The sequence below is a fragment of the Halobacillus sp. AWM4_238 genome (genome assembly GCF_056158265.1).
In genome coordinates this window covers 1,368,359-1,386,750 of record NZ_JBSWSY010000002.1, presented here as the reverse complement: position 1 = coordinate 1,386,750, position 18,392 = coordinate 1,368,359, and the positions used below count along the sequence as shown (strand labels likewise).

At 43.7% G+C, this 18,392-nt stretch carries 18 protein-coding genes and 1 pseudogene; 14 read left to right on the top strand and 5 right to left on the bottom strand.

Annotation, left to right across the window (positions count from 1 at the left end; genetic code table 11):
• Nucleotides 1-104: 104 nt before the first annotated feature.
• On the top strand, nucleotides 105-269 hold the full coding sequence (locus tag ACXACN_RS07115) for a hypothetical protein (RefSeq protein ID WP_474963385.1): 165 nt from the start codon (nucleotides 105-107) through the stop codon (nucleotides 267-269).
• Nucleotides 270-391: 122 nt separating this feature from the next.
• Nucleotides 392-1,366, top strand: a complete 975-nt coding sequence (gene uvsE / locus ACXACN_RS07110) for a UV DNA damage repair endonuclease UvsE (RefSeq protein ID WP_474963384.1) — start codon at nucleotides 392-394, stop codon at nucleotides 1,364-1,366.
• Between the two features lie 15 nt (nucleotides 1,367-1,381).
• Here uvsE and ACXACN_RS07105 read toward each other — a convergent pair whose 3' ends face one another.
• Together ACXACN_RS07105 and ACXACN_RS07100 are read right to left on the bottom strand one after the other, a co-directional pair.
• Nucleotides 1,382-1,585 carry a hypothetical protein gene (locus ACXACN_RS07105; protein ID WP_474963383.1) on the bottom strand — a complete coding sequence of 68 codons (204 nt, stop codon included), beginning with the start codon at nucleotides 1,583-1,585 and terminating at the stop codon, nucleotides 1,382-1,384.
• A gap of 178 nt (nucleotides 1,586-1,763) precedes the next feature.
• Nucleotides 1,764-2,111 carry a hypothetical protein gene (locus ACXACN_RS07100; protein WP_474963381.1) on the bottom strand — a complete coding sequence of 116 codons (348 nt, stop codon included), beginning with the start codon at nucleotides 2,109-2,111 and terminating at the stop codon, nucleotides 1,764-1,766.
• Nucleotides 2,112-2,377: 266 nt separating this feature from the next.
• Between ACXACN_RS07100 and ACXACN_RS07095 the strand changes: the two genes are divergently transcribed.
• Both ACXACN_RS07095 and ACXACN_RS07090 read left to right on the top strand, forming a co-directional pair.
• On the top strand, nucleotides 2,378-2,977 hold the full coding sequence (locus ACXACN_RS07095) for an HNH endonuclease (protein ID WP_474963379.1): 600 nt from the start codon (nucleotides 2,378-2,380) through the stop codon (nucleotides 2,975-2,977).
• A 97-nt stretch (nucleotides 2,978-3,074) separates the two neighbouring features.
• Nucleotides 3,075-3,503 carry a hypothetical protein gene (locus ACXACN_RS07090; protein ID WP_474963378.1) on the top strand — a complete coding sequence of 143 codons (429 nt, stop codon included), beginning with the start codon at nucleotides 3,075-3,077 and terminating at the stop codon, nucleotides 3,501-3,503.
• 95 nt (nucleotides 3,504-3,598) lie between these two features.
• On the opposite strand, the gene ACXACN_RS07085 is transcribed toward ACXACN_RS07090, so the two are convergent.
• On the bottom strand, nucleotides 3,599-4,786 hold the full coding sequence (locus ACXACN_RS07085) for an acyl-CoA dehydrogenase family protein (protein WP_474963376.1): 1,188 nt from the start codon (nucleotides 4,784-4,786) through the stop codon (nucleotides 3,599-3,601).
• Between the two features lie 12 nt (nucleotides 4,787-4,798).
• Nucleotides 4,799-5,986 (bottom strand): CaiB/BaiF CoA transferase family protein, encoded by a 1,188-nt coding sequence (locus tag ACXACN_RS07080; RefSeq protein ID WP_474963374.1) that lies wholly within the window; start codon nucleotides 5,984-5,986, stop codon nucleotides 4,799-4,801.
• Nucleotides 5,987-6,221: 235 nt separating this feature from the next.
• On the opposite strand from ACXACN_RS07080, the gene ACXACN_RS07075 reads away from it, so the two are divergent.
• From ACXACN_RS07075 to ACXACN_RS07035, 9 genes and pseudogenes are all read left to right on the top strand, one after another.
• Entirely contained in the window at nucleotides 6,222-7,391 is a 1,170-nt protein-coding gene (locus ACXACN_RS07075; protein ID WP_474963373.1) for an aminotransferase class I/II-fold pyridoxal phosphate-dependent enzyme, read from the top strand.
• Nucleotides 7,392-7,396: 5 nt separating this feature from the next.
• Entirely contained in the window at nucleotides 7,397-9,043 is a 1,647-nt protein-coding gene (locus ACXACN_RS07070) for a thiamine pyrophosphate-dependent enzyme (protein ID WP_474963372.1), read from the top strand.
• Nucleotides 9,040-10,536 (top strand): aldehyde dehydrogenase family protein, encoded by a 1,497-nt coding sequence (locus ACXACN_RS07065; RefSeq protein ID WP_474963370.1) that lies wholly within the window; start codon nucleotides 9,040-9,042, stop codon nucleotides 10,534-10,536. Before ACXACN_RS07070 ends, ACXACN_RS07065 begins: the two co-directional genes overlap by 4 nt.
• An 18-nt stretch (nucleotides 10,537-10,554) precedes the next feature.
• On the top strand, nucleotides 10,555-11,709 hold the full coding sequence (locus ACXACN_RS07060; protein WP_474963368.1) for a saccharopine dehydrogenase family protein: 1,155 nt from the start codon (nucleotides 10,555-10,557) through the stop codon (nucleotides 11,707-11,709).
• 390 nt (nucleotides 11,710-12,099) lie between these two features.
• Nucleotides 12,100-12,390, top strand: a complete 291-nt coding sequence (locus ACXACN_RS07055) for a hypothetical protein (protein WP_474963366.1) — start codon at nucleotides 12,100-12,102, stop codon at nucleotides 12,388-12,390.
• Nucleotides 12,391-13,132: 742 nt separating this feature from the next.
• Nucleotides 13,133-14,329: a dicarboxylate/amino acid:cation symporter gene (locus ACXACN_RS07050; protein ID WP_474963364.1), complete on the top strand. Its 1,197-nt coding sequence runs from the start codon at nucleotides 13,133-13,135 to the stop codon at nucleotides 14,327-14,329.
• Nucleotides 14,330-14,451: 122 nt separating this feature from the next.
• Nucleotides 14,452-14,883, top strand: a pseudogene (locus ACXACN_RS07045) (hypothetical protein); the annotation flags it as partial.
• A gap of 103 nt (nucleotides 14,884-14,986) precedes the next feature.
• The gene (locus tag ACXACN_RS07040) at nucleotides 14,987-15,331 is read left to right on the top strand and encodes a hypothetical protein (RefSeq protein WP_474963362.1); all 345 of its coding nucleotides are present in this window, start codon (nucleotides 14,987-14,989) and stop codon (nucleotides 15,329-15,331) included.
• Between the two features lie 594 nt (nucleotides 15,332-15,925).
• Nucleotides 15,926-16,774: a GNAT family N-acetyltransferase gene (locus ACXACN_RS07035; protein WP_474963360.1), complete on the top strand. Its 849-nt coding sequence runs from the start codon at nucleotides 15,926-15,928 to the stop codon at nucleotides 16,772-16,774.
• 145 nt (nucleotides 16,775-16,919) lie between these two features.
• Here the strand turns inward: ACXACN_RS07035 and ACXACN_RS07030 are convergent, their stop codons facing one another.
• Nucleotides 16,920-17,777: an alpha/beta fold hydrolase gene (locus ACXACN_RS07030; protein ID WP_474963358.1), complete on the bottom strand. Its 858-nt coding sequence runs from the start codon at nucleotides 17,775-17,777 to the stop codon at nucleotides 16,920-16,922.
• Nucleotides 17,778-18,081: 304 nt separating this feature from the next.
• Between ACXACN_RS07030 and ACXACN_RS07025 the strand changes: the two genes are divergently transcribed.
• Nucleotides 18,082-18,342, top strand: a complete 261-nt coding sequence (locus ACXACN_RS07025; RefSeq protein WP_474963357.1) for a hypothetical protein — start codon at nucleotides 18,082-18,084, stop codon at nucleotides 18,340-18,342.
• Nucleotides 18,343-18,392 lie beyond the last annotated feature (50 nt).

Below are 18,392 nucleotides of genomic sequence, written 5' to 3'. Positions count from 1 at the left end.
TTTTGTGAATACTCATGGACCAGACTTCCCTTTGGAATTTTCCTTTTTGTGTGAGCTACATGGGTAGAAAACTTCACCAAAGGCTGGAGAAAGAGGGTTCTTCAATGTCTGTCATATTTCTTTTCATAGGGATCCTTGGGTTGATTATCTATGTTTATATCACTAAGGACACGTTCTTTTCTGATGAGCGGAATATGAAATTATGGGTCATGCTGTTTGTGTTTTTACCTTTATTTGTCATGGGGTTATGTATTTCCTTATCCTTTTAACGGATTTGTTATTTTTCCGGAAGAGATGAGGAACCTGATGCGATTTATGGAGAGGTGTATGAACTACATAAGAGCGATGTTTTTCGCACAAGCTAAGCGAAAACAGGGAGTAGGTGGAAACCATGACGTTATACAGGCTCGGTTATGTGGCAATGAGCGTACATTTGCAGAATGCATCTCCATCTCAAACGATGACCTACAAGCGATTTTCCGAGATTCGTGATACAGAGGCAGCGAAACGGAAACTTGAGCGGATTGCGAAGTCAAACCTTCATAACTGTCTCAGACTATTGAAGCATAACAAGGCCCATGACATCCATTTTTTTAGACTGAGTTCCCGCCTCGTTCCATTAGCGACGCATGAGGAGTTGCAAGGATGGGACTATTTGGGTCCAATTAAAGAGGACCTTAAGGAATTGGGAGCTTTCGCTATGGAAAACAAGATGCGGTTGGATTTTCACCCCGATCACTTCGTTGTCATCAATTCTCCGGATCAAGGAATTTTCAAAACCTCGATGGGCGTCCTCAAATATCATTACCTGCTTCTGCATCATATGGGAATCGACCCTACACACCGGTGTGTCTTTCACCTTGGAGGCAGGTATAAGGATAAAGAAAAGTCGCTGGAGCGGTTCATCGAAAATTGGGCACAGGTCCCGACAGGCATACAAAAGACCGTCATGATAGAAAATGATGATACTTCCTACTCGTTAGCGGATGGTCTTTATGTCTGTGAAAAATTGAACATCCCCCTCGTCTTTGATCTGCACCATCATTATGCGAACAACGATGGAGAAAAATGGGAGGAACATTGGCCGCGTGTCGTACAGACGTGGAGCCACTCCTCTCTGCCTGTGAAAATGCATATCTCCAGTCCAAAGAGTGAGAAGGATTTTAAAAGTCATGCCGATTTCGTCGATCTTGATATGTTCCTGGAGTTCGTCAGCAAAACGAACGGTTCTGCGGAACAAATCGATTGCATGATTGAAGCGAAACAAAAAGATGAAGCGCTTTTTCGTCTCGTAGAAGAATTGAAGCAGCATCCGGATGTAGACATGCAGGATGAGAGTTCATTCATTTGGACAGGGCAGGTGTGATGAATGGGAGGAGTCTCATTTTTGATAACCTTCCCTTTTCGCACGTTCCAACCCTTTTTTTATCAATTTCTTCAGACGACGTTTGATTCTTAGAAAAGGGATGAGCCTGTCTTCATTCATTAGTTCATATGTTAATTGAGCGAATTCCTCTCTTTCTTCAGGCGTCAGCACGATGACTTCTGCAGGCTCTCTTTTTGGAAAAGGAATCAAATCCCCCATACTCCTCGCCTCCTTCTTAAACGTTTATGCAGAAGGATGTATAAAATGCTTCAGGACAACGATTTGATTTTGCCATACTAAGCAAAGCCTATGAAACATAGAAGAAGGATTTCAATGAAAAAACACGTACAAAAGCTCAGAGCCGAATTGACTCTGAGCTTTTATTTGTGGAAAGGACTCAGGAAAGTTTCCAAGCCGGGATTAAAGAATGGAAATGAAAAAAATAGCTCATCGGTATATGGATCACAGTGTAGATGGTGAGGGTGAGCAGATAGGTCAAAAACCATAACAGGGTGGTTACACTTAGAAAGGAGTAAAGCAATAACATGCCTACGGGGAAAGGGACGAGCACGATCAACCACATCGGACTCCCGGAGGCTTCCGTAAGCGCCCCGAGGGAAACTACGGAAAAGCCAATGATCAGGGCCTGCCAAAAGGTTAAGCCGTGACTAAGAAACAAACTGGCGATATAGTAGGAAAAACCATTCAAAGATACAGCCAGCGTAAAATCGAACAAATATTTCATATCGATCCTTCCCACTTTTCCTATGTAAGATTCATAAGGTTTTTAATTATCTTAACATAAATTTCCTTTTTCATAGGTTGAAAGTTTGTAATGCACGTTTATCTTTAAATAGAGGAGAAGGGGTATAAGAAATCAGGGGGTTTTCATGCCTGCTCGTTTTCTATCGTTCCATCTCCTTGGTGAACGGGGGCCAGAGTGATATATTGGAAAGGATTGGTCTATTCCATTGGGTCGTAGTCAAAACAACGAATGGGAGAGAGGCTCACATGACGGAGTATACGTTGAGCATAGAGATCCGAAAGCCTTTCTATGCACAGAATAAGACAGTGAGGGATGCCATCCCGCGTTCTTTATGGAATTCCGTTCGGCATCAGGTCCTTGAAAAAAGTGAGTACAAATGCCAGATATGCGGCTTCTATGATGAAAAGAAACTCCACGCCCTCGAAGTGTGGGAATATGATGAAGAGAAGTTTCTTTTGATCCTTCGGGATATCCAGTCCTTGTGCAGATCCTGCCATGATTTAAAACATATCCATCACGTGGGGCATCGGATGAATGATGGGATCAAACGAAAGGCTGTCATGAAGCGATTGAAGGAACACTTCATCAAAGTCAATGAATGCACGGAAAAAGATTTTATCACTCATTATCAGAACCAAGTAGCAAGGAATGCTGCAGAACCTGTGAAGCGGTCGATGGAGGACTTGATCGAATCTAGAGAACGGCAGGAGCGGGAAGCGTTTCTCAACGAACAGACCTGGAAGTTTGTGATCGGAAAAGGGATTCCATTCACAAGCGAGATTGAGAGGGCGCTTCTTCATAAAGGTCTGCTATATGAAGGAGAAGATCCTGTTTCCTCATTTTAATCATTCACTCTTTAGGAAACCCTAACGAAGGAATGTTTACAGCGATCCTAAAGATATGAGAACCTTTATGAAGGCGTAAAAATGGAGGTTCTTTTGTTTGAAGAAGAAATATGTGATCTATGTAATCCTTGCGATTTTAATTGTAACTGTGACACTCTACGGTTCTTATTCTTATTACGAAAATAAATCGAAAGAAGAGGTCCTCTACAACTTAAGAATTCATCGTGAATCTGTAGAAGAGATACAGAGCCGTCTTCTACGGTTGGAAGAGGATGGACTTGTACCGGAAGAGAAAGAAGTTGTTTTTCTTGCGCATACATTGTTAGCCAAACAGTCCTATATGATTGGTACGAAGCTATTAAATGATCACGAGGATCATCACCAACGTTTCCAGGATTCTTTCGTTGAGTTTAACGAGCAGTTACATTCTTCCGTCTCAAATGGAGACACGGAAGAGGTGTATGCTCTGATCGCGGACTATAAAAGAGAGATCAATGAATTTCGAGAAGATATCAAATCTTCATGAAGCCAGCATCCAGGGTGCTGGTTTTTTTATGTTTTTGATAGGGGGGATGATAAAAGTGAAAAAGAACCGTGCGTAGGTGACCTACGCACGTTCGTTTACCCTTTCCAAGCGGGCAGCATATGGTTGAGCGGTTTATCTTTCCGGTACCCGAGCACATACTCTGCCTGCATGATCGTGTGGATTTCCCGTGTCCCTTCATAGATGACCGGAGCTTTGGAATTCCTTAAATACCTCTCTACCGGATATTCATTGGAATACCCGTACGCCCCATGAATCTGCACCGCATCATCTGCGGCCTGGTTGGCAAAATCACATGCCTGCCACTTGGCGAGCGAAGTTTCTCTCGTGTTTCTCACACCTTTGTTTTTCAGTTCCCCTGCACGGTAAACGAGGAGACGGCTCATATGCAGTCCTGCTTCCATTTTGGCAATCATCTGTTGGACGAGCTGATGCTTGCCGATTTCTTTCCCAAACGTTTCTCGCTCATGGCAATAGGTCACACTCGACTCAAGGCATGCCATGATTTGCCCGCATGCCCCAGCAGCAACGGTGAATCTGCCACTATCCAGTGCGGACATCGCAATCTTGAAGCCATCCCCTTCATTGCCGAGCAGGTTTTCTTTCGGCACCTTCATCTGTTCAAAAAATAATTCACCGGTGTTGCCCGCACGGATGCCTAGTTTTCCTTTGGTCGCTTTGGAAGAGAACCCTTCGAACGTCCGCTCCACGATAAAGCAGGAGATTCCGTGGTGTTTCTTGTTTTTATCGGTATAAGCGAACACTAAGAAATGATCGGCGACATCACATAAGGAGATCCAGGTTTTCTGTCCGTTCAGTACATAATGGTCTCCATCAAGGGTCGCAGTTGTCTGTAAGGCAGCGACGTCGGATCCTGCTGCGGGTTCGGTCAAACCGAAGGCTCCGATTTTTTCTCCTTTCGCCTGTGGGACGAGGTATTTCTGCTTTTGTAATTCGGTGGCCCACTGCAGGAGGGTCATGCTGTTCAAGCCGGTGTGGACGGACACGGCTGTGCGAAAAGCGGTGTCTCCACGCTCGAGTTCTTCACAAACAATCGCAAGCGAATTGTAATCCATCCCGCTTCCGCCATACGTTTCCGGAATGCAAACGCCCATCAGCCCAAGCTCGGCCAGCTTTTTTAGTGTTTGATGATCAAAATGTCCGTTTGCATCCCATTCCCCGATGTAGGGCATGATTTCCTGGTCGACGAAACTTCTGACCGCTTTCCTTAACATTACCTGTTCATCACTGAACTCGAAGTTCATATCGTTCACTCCTTACACCTTGTTGTCCTTTTTCCATTGAAGGATCGTGTTTCTGTCGTACCCGAGCTTTTCAAGGATTTCTTCTGTATGTTCACCCGCTTCCGGTGGGTGCTGCTTGTAATTCACCGGTGTGCGGGATAGTTTTAAAGGACTCCCGATCATCTCTACATCTCCTGCTTTTGGATGCTCACAAGTGAGGAACATCTCCCGGGCTTTAAGCTGCTCATCTCCCCGTACGTCTTCGAGCGATTGGATCGGGCCGAAAGGAATGTTTTTTTCCTGACACCGGCTTTTCCAGTAGGATGTATCTTCCTTTACGAAAAGATCCTGTAAAATCTTCGAAAGCTCCTCTCTGTTTTCCACTCTTTTTGCGTTCGTTGAGAACAAAGGATTACGAGCGAGAGAAGGTTGTCCGACGATGTTGCACAGTTGAAAGAATTGCCGGTCGTTACCGACAGCGATGACGAGTTCACCGTCTCTGGAGCGGAAGGTCTGGTACGGCACGATATTGGCGTGCTGGTTTCCGAGTCGCTGCGGGATCTTTCCAGTCATTAAAAAATTGCTCCCGATGTTGATGAGGGAACTGACGGCAGAATCGTAGAGGGATAGATCAATTTTCTGACCTCTCCCGGACTGTTGTCGTTCTAAGAGAGCGGTTTGGATGCCGATGCAGGCATACAAGCCAGTAAGAATGTCTGTGATCGCAACACCCAATTTCTGTGGTCCGGAATTTTCATCTCCCGTGATGCTCATCAGTCCGCTCATCGCCTGGATGATGAAGTCATACCCGGGAAGGTGCCGGTATGGGCCTGTCTCTCCGAACCCTGTAATCGAACAATAGATGATTTCCGGATTGATTTCTTTTACATGGTCATAGCCAAATCCGAGCCGGTCCATCGTTCCGGTCTTGAAGTTGTTTAGGATCACATCACTGTTTTTGATGAGTTTCTTCATCACTTCTTTTCCTACAGAGGATTTAAGATCAAGGGTCAAACTCTTTTTATTCCGGTTGGCACATAAGTAATAGGCACTCACCCCTTCTTTGAAGGGAGGTCCCCACGTTCGGGTTTCATCACTGCCTCCGGGCGCTTCGACTTTGATGATGTCAGCTCCGAGATCACCAAGGATCATCGAACAATAAGGCCCGGCGAGAACGCGGGTCAAATCAAGGACCCGCAGGCCTTCCAATGCGGCGGTCACCACTCATCACACCCTTTCACGATAGAAAAAGCCAGAAGAACCCATACGACGTATGAATCCAACTGGCTTGGGAAACACGGATCAATTCAGATAGGGGAGTTGTCCTTGACGGGCTATATCACACTATATGCAGGTATCTTTCAAACATGACCAGAAAACTTTGTTTCATAGAAGCTCAAGTCCATTAATAGGCTAGAACGATGGGACAACCAGAACGCTTGAAGGGGGTCTTTCTGTGATCCAAAGCTCGAAGCAGGTGCGAAGCCTGCCACCATATCTGTTTTCCATTTTTCATAAAAAGAAAGTCGCGCTGACCGCTCAAGGGGTCGATGTCATCGATCTTGGCATCGGGGCGCCGGATCTGCCGACACCACCGTTCATCATCGACCGTTTGACAGAAGAATCCCGGAAACCGAAAAATCACAAATATTCGCCGTATAGCGGCTGCCAGGAGTTCAGAGCAGCCGTAGCGGATTTCTATAGATCTCACTATGACGTGGATGTGGATCCGGAAACGGAAGTCTTAACCCTAATCGGCTCAAAAGAAGGCATCGCCCATTTGATTAGTGCTGTCCTTGACCCGGGCGATGGGGTTCTTGCTCCTGATCCGGGCTATCCAGTCTATCAATCCGCCATTCACCTCGCTCACGGAGTCACGGTCCCTTTTCCCCTGGATGAAGAAAAGAGCTATGCTCCGATGTTCGATCAGATCTCTTCTATAGATGTTTCCAGGTCGAAAATGATGCTGCTCAACTACCCGAATAATCCAACGGGCGGAACCGTCGACCTGGATGTATTCGAAGAAGCAGTCCGATTTGGGAAAGAACATCAGCTTTCTCTTATTCACGATGCAGCGTATGACCTTGTGACCTTCGGAGACTATAAAGCTCCGAGTCTCCTTCAAGTCCCTGGTGCGAAAGAGATCGGAGTTGAATTCGGTTCGCTGTCGAAATCGTTCAACATGTCCGGCTGGCGGCTTGGTTACATTGTCGGCAATAAGGATTTGATCCGATCTCTCAGTGTGTACAAGAGCAACATGGATACCAGCCAGTTTTTACCGATCCAATTAGCAGGTGTCACGGCGCTGCGCAGCGATTTTTCATCGGTGCGAGCGAATAACCGGACGTATGAACAGCGGCTCGATCTTATGATGAATGCTCTAAGCGGGATGAATATTCACGCTGCAAAACCGAAGGGTACCTTCTTTATTTGGGCAAGCGTGCCTGATGGCTATACATCGCAAGGATTCTCTGAAAAAATGCTCGACGAAGCAGGGATCATTCTGACGCCGGGGACAGCTTTCGGACAAAAAGGGGAGGGCTTTTTCCGGATGAGCCTTTCTGTTCCGATCGAACGGCTGCATGAAGCGTCGGTCCGCATGAAAAAAGCGATGAAAGGAGGATGAAGTCCATGGACGAACGCCGAATGACAAGCGCGGAAGCCATCGTCTCCTGTTTGCAGAGACAAGGCATTTCCAAAGTGTTCTGTGTACCCGGCGAGAGCTATCTTCCTGTGATGGATGCGATCTTGAAAAAGCCTGGCATCGACCTCATCTCCGCGAGACACGAAGGCGGGGCTGCTTTCATGGCGGAAGGCTATGCCAAAGCGAGTGGCATTCCTGGCGTTGTCATGGCGACTAGAGGCGTCGGTGCGAGCAACCTCGCTATCGGTGTTCATACCGCTTACCAGGACTCAACACCCATGGTCGTTCTCCTCGGTCAAGTGCATACGAACTTCAGTGGGCGAGAGGGATTTCAGGAAGTCGACCTTGAAGCTTTTTTTCGACCGATTGCGAAATGGGTGGCAGAAATCCGCGAACCGCCCCGGGTTCCGGAACTTATCCAGCGGGCTCTCCGGATCGCCATGACAGGCAGGCCTGGCCCTGTCGTTCTCTCCTTGCCGGAAGATGTCCTGAAAAAAGAAGCCCTCATGTCTTTCGGCCCTATCGTGAAAAAACCGATGCCAAAGCCATCGGATCATGAGGTCATCGAGGTCGTGGACCGCCTCCGATTTGCAGAACGTCCGGTGATTTTAGCGGGTGGGGGAGTAAAACTCGCAGGAGCAGAAATGGCTCTGAAGCGGCTCGCTTATAAATGGGGGGCTCCAATTGTGAGTGCCTTCAGACGTCACGATGTTTTTCCGAACGATGATGTCCACTATTGCGGTCACTTAGGGTTGGGAACCCACCCGAACATTCTCCAAACGATCACGGATGCGGATGTGGTGTTTGCTGTCGGGACAAGGCTCTCTGAAGTCACCACCCAGGACTATACGCTTCTGAAGGGGCAGACACTGATCCACTGTGATATTGACGAAAGCGTCCTTGGCAAAGTCTATTCCCCGGATGTAGGCATTGTCGCAGATGCTAAAGAAATGCTCGAAGCACTTGCTGCAGCCGCTTACGGAAGAGATTTGACTTCATGGACGAGCGAACGAAGAAAAGCCTATGAAGCGACTCTCGTGACATCAGGACGTAAAACGCTAAACGGGGAAGTGGTTGCCCTTCTTCAGGAGAACCTGCCGGAAGACAGCACCTTGACCAATGATGCCGGGAACTTCGCCGGCTGGCTGCACACCTATTTTCAATTTAAGCAGCACCGGTATATCGGACCGACCTCAGGTGCGATGGGGTATGGCATGCCAGCCGCCCTGGGAGCGAAACTTGCGACCCCTGATAAGACTGTCGTGTCACTCTCAGGTGATGGGGGATTCATGATGACGGTTCAAGAGCTGGAAACAGCCGTCCGATACGACATACCCGTCATCAGCATCGTTTTCAACAACCGGATGTACGGAACGATCCGCATGCATCAGGAAATGCATTTTCCAATGAAAGTCATAGGGACGGATTTAGGGGAGGTCAACTTTGCCAGAGTCGCAGAAAATGTAGGAGCTGCAGGCTTTCGTGTGAAAACGGCAGAAGAGTTCAGGCGTGCCCTGGATCAGGCTCTGGTACTGGACAAGCCTGTAGTGATCGAAGTGGAAACCGATCCCGAGCAAATTTCACTATCCAAAACGATCAGCCAATTAAGAAAAAAAGGGGGAGAATCAAAGTGACATTGATTCATGAGGAGCAGTTAAGGAATTTTATAGATGGAAGATGGATCGATCCTTCTTCTGGAAAGACGACAACCGTCATCAACCCGGCGACATCTGAAACGTTGGTCCACGTCCCGTTATCCGCCGCTTCTGATGTAGAGGGTGCGACAAGGGCTGCGAAGAAAGCACAGAAAAGCTGGGCGCTCGTTCCTGCACCTCAGCGAGCGGAAGTGTTGTACAGAGTCGGGTTAATTATGAAAGAAAGAAAAGAACGCCTTTCCCAACTGTTGACGATGGAAAACGGAAAAGTCATAGAAGAAGCGCGTGGAGAAGTCCAGGAAGGCATCGACATGGCCTTTTATATGGCAGGCGAAGGTCGCCGGCTGTTCGGGCAGACGACCCCTTCAGAGCTGAAGGATAAATTTGCGATGAGCGTCCGCGCACCCGTTGGTGTTGTCGGAATCATCACTCCGTGGAATTTTCCGATCGCAATTGCGACGTGGAAATCCTTCCCGGCAATCGTTGCCGGAAACGCCGTCGTTTGGAAGCCTGCTACTGAAACTCCGATCATGGCGTATGAGCTGGCGAAAATCTTTGAAGAAGCCGGTTTACCAAAAGGGGTCATCAACGTCGTGTTCGGCTCGGGATCGACGGTAGGAGAAGCGATGATCGACCAGGAAGATATCCGCGTCATTTCTTTTACAGGATCCAATGAAGTCGGCCGCGGCATCGCAGCGAAATGCGGCCAGCGCCTCAAAAAAGTTTCCCTCGAAATGGGCGGGAAAAACGGAGTCATCGTTATGGACGATGCCGATTTGTCTCTGGCCCTCGAGGGCATTCTCTGGAGTGCGTACGGAACTAGCGGCCAGCGTTGCACTGCCTGCAGCCGGGTGATGGTCCATGAAAAGGTTAAAGATGAATTGGAAGAGCGACTTCAGAGGGAAATCGCCAAGCTTTCGATTGGAAATGGTCTTGATGAATCAATCAAAGTCGGACCGATCATCAATCGTGCCGGTCTTGAAAAAGTGAAAAGCTACATCGGCATAGGAAAAGAAGAAGGAGCCAAACTGCTGACCGGCGGCTATATCATGGAAAACGGTGACCATAAAAAAGGGAACTACTTCGCACCGACTCTGTTCACAGATGTGAAACCTGATATGCGCATCGCCCAGGAAGAGATTTTCGGGCCGGTCGTCTCTTTGATTCCAGTGAAAACCTTTGAGGAAGCTGTTGAAATCAACAACAGTGTGGAATTCGGCTTGTCGAGTTCGATTTTCACACAAAATGTCAATCAAGTTTTCGCCGCCCAGCGGGATTTGGATACCGGCATCGTGTACGTGAATGCAGGAACGACTGGGGCTGAGATCCACCTTCCATTTGGAGGCACGAAGGGAACCGGGAATGGCCACAGAGATTCTGGAGTGGCCGCTCTCGATGTGTTCACTGAATGGAAAGCGGTGTACGTCGATTTCAGCGGGAAACTGCAGCGTGCCCAAATCGATGTCGAGTAATTTTATAGAGAAAAAGGAGTGCGGACTATGAAAGTAGCTGTTCTAGGGTCTGGTTTGATGGGAAAAGAAGCAGCGCGCGATCTTGTCCACAGTGCAGGGGTAGAGAAAGTCGGGCTCGCCGATATTGATATCGACCGTGCGCAGCGGGTTTCTGATTCATTGAATTCTTCTAAAATCCAAGGATTCAAAGTGGATGCCAGCAACCAGACCGAACTTGCTGAATTCATTCAACAATACGATGTGGTCATCAATGCACTTTTTTATTCGTTCAATGAAATCGTCGCCAAAACAGCGATTGAAGTCGGCGTTCATTCGGTCGATCTTGGAGGCCACATCGGTCACATCACTGATAAAGTGTTGGAGCTCGATGCACAGGCGAAAGCAGCGGGAGTGACGGTCATTCCGGATCTCGGAGTCGCCCCGGGGATGATCAACATTTTATCTGGGTACGGTGCAGGAAAACTGGATAAACTCGAATCGATTCGCCTGTTTGTCGGCGGCATTCCCGTAAGGCCAGATCCTCCACTAGAGTACAATCATGTGTTCTCAATGGAAGGGTTGCTTGATCATTACTCGGATCCTTCCATGATCATTAGAGATGGAAAGCAGCGCGAAGTCGAGTCGTTAACAGAGATCGAGAACATTTACTTTGAACGATTCGGTCCGCTGGAAGCTTTCCATACATCGGGAGGAACATCGACCCTGTTGAAATCCTATCCGGATATCGACAGTCTGGAATATAAAACGATCCGTTATCCCGGTCACGCAGAGAAAATGAAACTGCTTGTCGATCTCAACCTGACAGGTGCCAATCAAACGGTGACCATAGGGGGGATAGAAATCAAGACGAGGGACGTGCTGCTGAAGAGCATCGATCCGCTCCTTGAACTGAAGGACAAAGACGATGCCGTTCTGCTCCGCGTCATCGTCGGGGGAGAAAAAGAAGGAAAGCAGAAAACTTGTGAATACGAGATGGTCACATATAAAGACAGGGCAACGAACGTGACGGCGATGGCCCGCGCCACCGCAAACACGATCTCTGTCGTCGCACAAATGATCGGCAGAGGAGCGATCAAAAAACGTGGCGTATGTCCACCCGAAACGATTGTTCCCGGCGATGTCTATATCGATGAAATGATGCGGCGTGGGGTTGTGATAAAAGAGCAGATGTAGGGTTGGTGGGTTGTGGTGTCAGGCACAAATCGGAATACTTATGGTGTCAGACATTCCGTGAAGGTGATCACATGGAAAAGACCGGGCGTATGCTCGGTCTTTTTCATGTATTTTGATGGATGCTGATTTTGGGGTACCAGGTACAGAAGATAACTTTTCCGTACCTGGTACGAAAATACGAGAGTTTGGTGCCAGGTTTGATGCTCAAATGTTCACATATCAGAATAAATTTTTACATGGAGTTTAGGAATAAAGAAATGAAAACGGTTATTCTAGGTGTAGGATAGACGCTTTGTTAAACCTTTGTGAAGAAGTCAACAAACGACAGATAACGGGTTTAAAAAGACGTATGATTAGGTATGTATAATGAAAAACGGGGAGTGCGTAAATGTGCATATTAAAGGGATACAACATCTAAAGTTTCATAGTCAGTTGAGCTTGAAACAAGTAGAGGATCGTCTGATCATAACGGCAGACTTTCCGAAAGAATTACGAGTAGAGCTTGGCATGAGAGAACCGTTTTTATACGTCACTCTTTATGTAAGAGGTGGCGAACGAATTAAAATCATCGATGAAGACAATGCTTCGCTGCACATTCCATCCAAAAAAGATTTTGAACAGCAAACTTACAACAAAATTATCCAATTCGCTAAGGAACATGCCAAGCAATTTCGTTCTTAATTATCAAAAGCTCAGCGGAATAAGCAATTTTAAGCAGTGAAAGTAAAAAAAAGTTTTCCAATTAATATTTAAATATGAAACCAGTAATGTATCCCCCTTAAAGAAAAGAAAACATTACTGGTCATTTTTATTATCTCGAAATTGAGTCTTCCACTATCGTGCAGGTTAGTGGAAGACTCAATTTCGAGATGTTTTTGTGAAAAGGATACGTTGACCTTGTATATTTACTCTAAAGGAATCTAATCACGAACGCTTTCAACAGGAATTGACCTTCGTGCCAACCCAAATCAAAAAGTAATTGCTGTTGATATCTATGAGATTCGCTGTTTTTTGATCGATACGTAGAGCAGCTTTCTTTTGCGTTGTTTTATTATCAACTTCTGCAGCTAAGTAGAGGATTTGGTTGAGATATAGATTCAATTATTCCAATAATTAAATGCAAGGAATATAACAGTCTTTTAGTACCATGAACAATACATTTTCGGCTATCTTTCTGTACATATTGATTACATGAAAAATAGGAAATCAGACACCGTAAGCAACACCCTGAATTCCAATTAATGGTGAGAATGTATGGGGAAGTAGTAACACAAGACATTAGCTGTAATCCATAAATATCCACTATTTTTATCGTTTTTTTGTACTTCACAAACCATCAAAAAAAGGTTATTGTATAAACCATGAATTATTCTATAACACATTAACACGTTAAAATTTTACAACTAGAGAGAGGGAGAGGGAGATGAAAAGAATACCATTATTAGTAAGGATTGTTCTAGCGATTGCGCTGGGGATCGTTATAGGGCAATTTGCACCAGAATTCTTTATTGAAATTGCCGCAACATTTACAGGTTTATTCGGAAACTTCCTGAGCTTTATCATCCCGTTAATCATTCTTGGTTTTATTGCGCCAGGGATTGCGTCAATGGGAAGAGGAGCAGGAAAGATGCTGGGTCTAACGACTGGACTAGCCTATGCCTCTACGGTATTGGCAGGTACGGTGGCTTTCTTATTTGCTCAGAACCTGTACCCATCCTTTTTACAAGGGGAAAGTGGAGGGTCTTTTGCTAATCCGGAGGAATCCCTGGTGGAAGCACCTTTTTCAGTTGAAATGACTCCAATTTTGGGCGTAATGGCCGCACTTATATTATCATTCTTACTAGGAGTTGGAATCACTGCTGTTAAAGGCGATTCTTTATTAAATGTAATGAATGAATTTCGTTCGATTATCCAAAAAGTAATAGAGAATATTATTATCCCTCTATTACCGTTTCATATATTTGGAATCTTTGTGAATATGACGTATGCAGGACAAGTAGGTACGATCTTGAATGTATTCGCCAAAGTGTTCTTAATGATTATAGCGTTGCACATGCTTTACCTTGTAGTTATGTATGGTATTTCAGGCAGTTTGCAGGGCAAGAATCCATTTAGCTTATTGAAGAAAATGATGCCTGCCTACTTTACAGCACTTGGCACGCAGTCTTCTGCGGCTACGATTCCAGTTACATTAAAGCATGTGAAGAAAATTGGAGTGCGAGAACGTGTAGCAGACTTTGCTGTACCGTTACTTGCGAATGTCCATTTAGCAGGAAGTACGATCACGATTACCAGCTGTGCCATGGCGGTTATGTATATGCAAGGACAAGCAACAACATTTGCAGAGGTATTTCCATTCATTCTAATGGTAGGAATTACAATGATTGCAGCCCCAGGTGTACCTGGCGGAGCGGTTATGGCAGCGATTGGCCTTCTCGAATCCATGTTAGGATTTAATTCCACAATGGTTTCCTTAATAATTGCTCTCTACTTAGCTCAAGACAGCTTTGGTACAGCAACGAACGTTACTGGCGATGGAGCTATTACTATGATTGCTAATAAGCTTATGAAAAAAAATAAACAAGAGGATGTTCCAGGATCTGATCAGAAGGTTGGATAAGGAAGTTCGCTTATAGTGAAAGTCCGCTACTTAGTTAGCGGCTTTTTTTTCTACTTATCAATGAGACGTACCTTTTCTCTTCCTACGGCAACCTGAAGGACGGGAGGACTTTCTTTTTGGGATTGACAAAAGACCAGTTAGACAAAGCCATCGGGCATGAACATTCGAGTGAGAATGTGTTATGCACCGATGCTTGCCGACTTTTAAAACCTATGCGTTTGAAAACCGGATGGACACCTATCAGTTCAAATCAGACGGTGAAACCCGCACCAAGGGTTTTATCACATACAGAACGTCAATAACTACCACCGAAGGGTGAAAGGCTGGATACAGCACTTTGAGGGCGTAGTAACGAAGTATCTCAATCATTACCTGACCTGGTTTCAGGTCTTAGAAAGGATCCATCATCAACGGAATGAAGTGACGATAAATGATATAATGATTAAAGGGAATAACTTCCAATTCCCGAAACCTATGATACCCTTAGATTATCTACTTTCACGATGCAACCCTTGTATCTTGTTCCCGGGTGGGTATATTTATCCGGAAACTGAGTCTTCGTGTAAAGGGCAGAGATTGTGGAATAAATTAAACGGAAATTCTTTAAGTGTGATATTGAAATTACTCGTTGTTAAATGGGGAAGGCGGAACAACAGTATGGAACAACTATTTTTTATTCTTTTCTTGTGTGGTATTTTAATTGCTATCCTTGCTTGGTATCTAGGACGTGGGGTATTAAACAAACATTATACTTGGCTTAGTTATCTTTCTTTAGGGCTTTCAGTGCTATTAATCATAGTGATGTACATTATTCCTAAAGATTCAATATTAATATTTTCAATACCTATTGGTACTCCAATTGCATTTATATTAAGCTTATTTACATTATTTAAAAGAAACGAAAAAAATACCCTTGCTGTAATTGGTTTATTTCTTTCGTTAATATTGCTTGGAATAATGATAATTTCTGGGATATTTTTATTTACACCTCTTGAACCTTGATAAAAGTGTATTTATGCCATTAAAGAGAGCATTAGTTGAAGAAGGTAAATATAAAATAACTTCTATAAAATTGGAAGTTATTTTTGTTAGTAATATCAACACTAAACTCTAATAGAGTCAATTTAAACGAATATATCTCGATGTCAAGTCTTTAACTTACGGAAGCGATCGATCAATTAGACATGGGGAGGTAAAAGCAGTTGTTAAAGGCTGAGTTAACCATTAGAGTAATAGTGTCCAGTTGTTAGTCACCAAGAAGTCATATCAAATGCAAAATTTGAAGTTGAAGTACACACTTTACCTACATATGTGATCAATTGGACGAATGAGTCAATTATAGGAAACTTATACTCCACTTCCAACGGGGCAAAACGGTTCTTGGGCAGTAGAGTTGAGGAGTTTGAAAAAGAGGTCAAAGAAGTATTGAGGGGTTTTTCTGACTCTAATGAGCTTAAAGAAACATTAAATGTATCTGTGAAGCTCGGTATAAAGTAGTACGCTTTGATATTTATCTTGATTTCAAACCTTCATGTAATGGGAGCAATTCCAATAAAAAGCTAATTATATTTGTTCAATAAAGTGAGGGGATTAGAAATGAATAATTATCTGTTTACTAATAGAGTGGAGAGAATATTTAAAATAGCTAATCAAGCTAGTATAGATGGCGTTATTAACCCAACAGATTTGTTTATAGCAGCTTGTAAAGAAGCAACAGGTGTTTGTGGCGAACTCTATTTGTACTTATATAATAAACTGGGCAAAGATTTCGATGATGAAATACTAAGAAGTTGTAGAAATCACTCACATGGTCATTCCCGAAAATTCGGTCATTATAAAATTTCTAGTGATACAGGTATTATATTGAGTAAAGCAAATCAAATGAGAATAAGTTATGGCCAAACGCTTATAAATGAAGGACATATTATCCATAGCATTATTCAGACTGAAGGTAAATTACGTTCTATGCTAACTGAAGATGTTATAGGTGGGATTGTTAATATCGCATGTGTTCCAAGAGACTTATTTGTTAAATTAAATAATTACATAGAAAATGATATCCAGGATTCAAATAATTGTATCAGGAGAGCAACTAATTCAGAACTGAATAGGTTAAAATCATTTGTTACGAATGAATTTGGCAAGCGTTGGCTTAAACATATAGATTGTATTGAAGAAAAAGAAGAACTGCCAATTTTTATTGCTTATTATAATGATGAAATAATTGGATTTGCTTGTTATGATATAGTGCGAAATAAAAAAGGACTGTTTGGTCCTATGGGGACTTCACATAAGAAGCGATTAAATTCTGTTGGAAAAGAATTATTATATAAATGTTTAAATGAAATGGCTAAAAAAGGCTACGAATATGCTGTGATTGGTGAAGCAGGGCCAATTGAATTTTATGAAAAAGCTTGTGATGCTAAACTAATTCAATCATTTTAAATTTAGAATGGATTCATGTATCGGGGGCATTCTTAAGAGGAATTGTCTCAGTTTTTGATTTACATATCATAATAACAAGCAGCGTCTATGGGACGCTGCTTGTTTACTGTATCCTAGCTTTTCAATCACGATTTTCAATTCTGAACTATACGAATTTCTTAATCTCTGCGGCAAATTCTTTTGGAGTTTCCTCAGGAACCCAATGAGAGGCATTGTTAAACCTTATCAATGTGCTATTAGGCAAATCGTTTACCAGCCTCTCAGCGGTTTCGACGGGCTGCCAAGTATCTTTCGCTCCCCATAAAAGAAGCACCGGGTGTTGGATAGTGGAAAGCTTTGGAGTGAGAGTGGTGGTATCGTTTGTGTTCAACGCCGCAGCATTACGGACAAGACTTAATTTACCTTCTTCATGTAAATATGGTGCCATGATTCCATTTAAAAAGGTCTCTGTTAGCTGATCCTTTTGGGAGAACCCCTCTTTGTATGCTTTTGTTAGAAAAGCCTCTAATTCTTGAACAGAATCGTTCTTTTTCGAGGGGTGGCCCATCATTAGCATATCTTCGATTGGCCAGGAGTCGTAGGCGATGATATTAGAAAAAATCAGCTTATTTATTCGCTCTGGTTCATTAAGAGCAAGGATTAAACCAATCCCTCCAGCTATATCATGACCTACTAGATTTACTTGATCTAATCCTAGTTCGTCCATGAGTTTGACTACCATGCGGGCCTGTACATGAAGAGAGCGATCAAAACGATCACGTTGATCGGACCATCCGTAACCGAGAAGGTCAGGAGCAATGACCCGGTACTCTGCTTCTAACTCAGAAATGACGCTTTGATACAAATAGGACCATGTTGGGATCCCGTGCAATAGCATGATAGGCGGACCTGATCCTACGTCTGTATAGTTAATTTTTACTGGCTCTTCTATAACACCTTCCAACGTGATTGATTGTTGTCTCTGTTTAAAAGATTCGCCGTTGATCGTTGTATTATTTTTCATTTTTTACCTCCTCACGCAAATCTAACCATTAAATTAACAGTTAGTGGTTATAATGGTAAGTTATGATAAAATAAGTGTCAACTGATTCACATATAATCATACTAATTGGGTTTTGGGTGTTAATGGAGGGAATTTTATTTATAAATCCCTTTTTTAAGTAAAGCAGCATAGGGATTCAAGCCTTTCAACAACAATTTTGTGTAATTTTGGTATGATTTGAAACGGTTCTCTTTAATGAACGTATGCATAGATAAGATCAGTGAAGTTGTTAGTTATTTCTATATGTATTTAGGAGGGGTGAGAAATGAAAATAATTGAAGTGTTATTGCTAATAGTAGCAATGGCTGCAGTTTGTACATATCTATTTTATGAGGCCGACTATTTTATTTACATGGCTTTAGCTGGAGGGATTGGTTATTCGATATTACATGTAGTAAGAACATATGATAAAAGAAAGGGAGAAGTATTAGGTAACCCTGACGCTAAGTACTACAATACATTTAATACTTATCACGACGATTTTTCCAATGATGATAGTTTTACCAATGATAGCGATAATCAATAACCATCCTGGATAAAGAGTATGTTTAGATTACCTCAATTTCGTGTCTTACA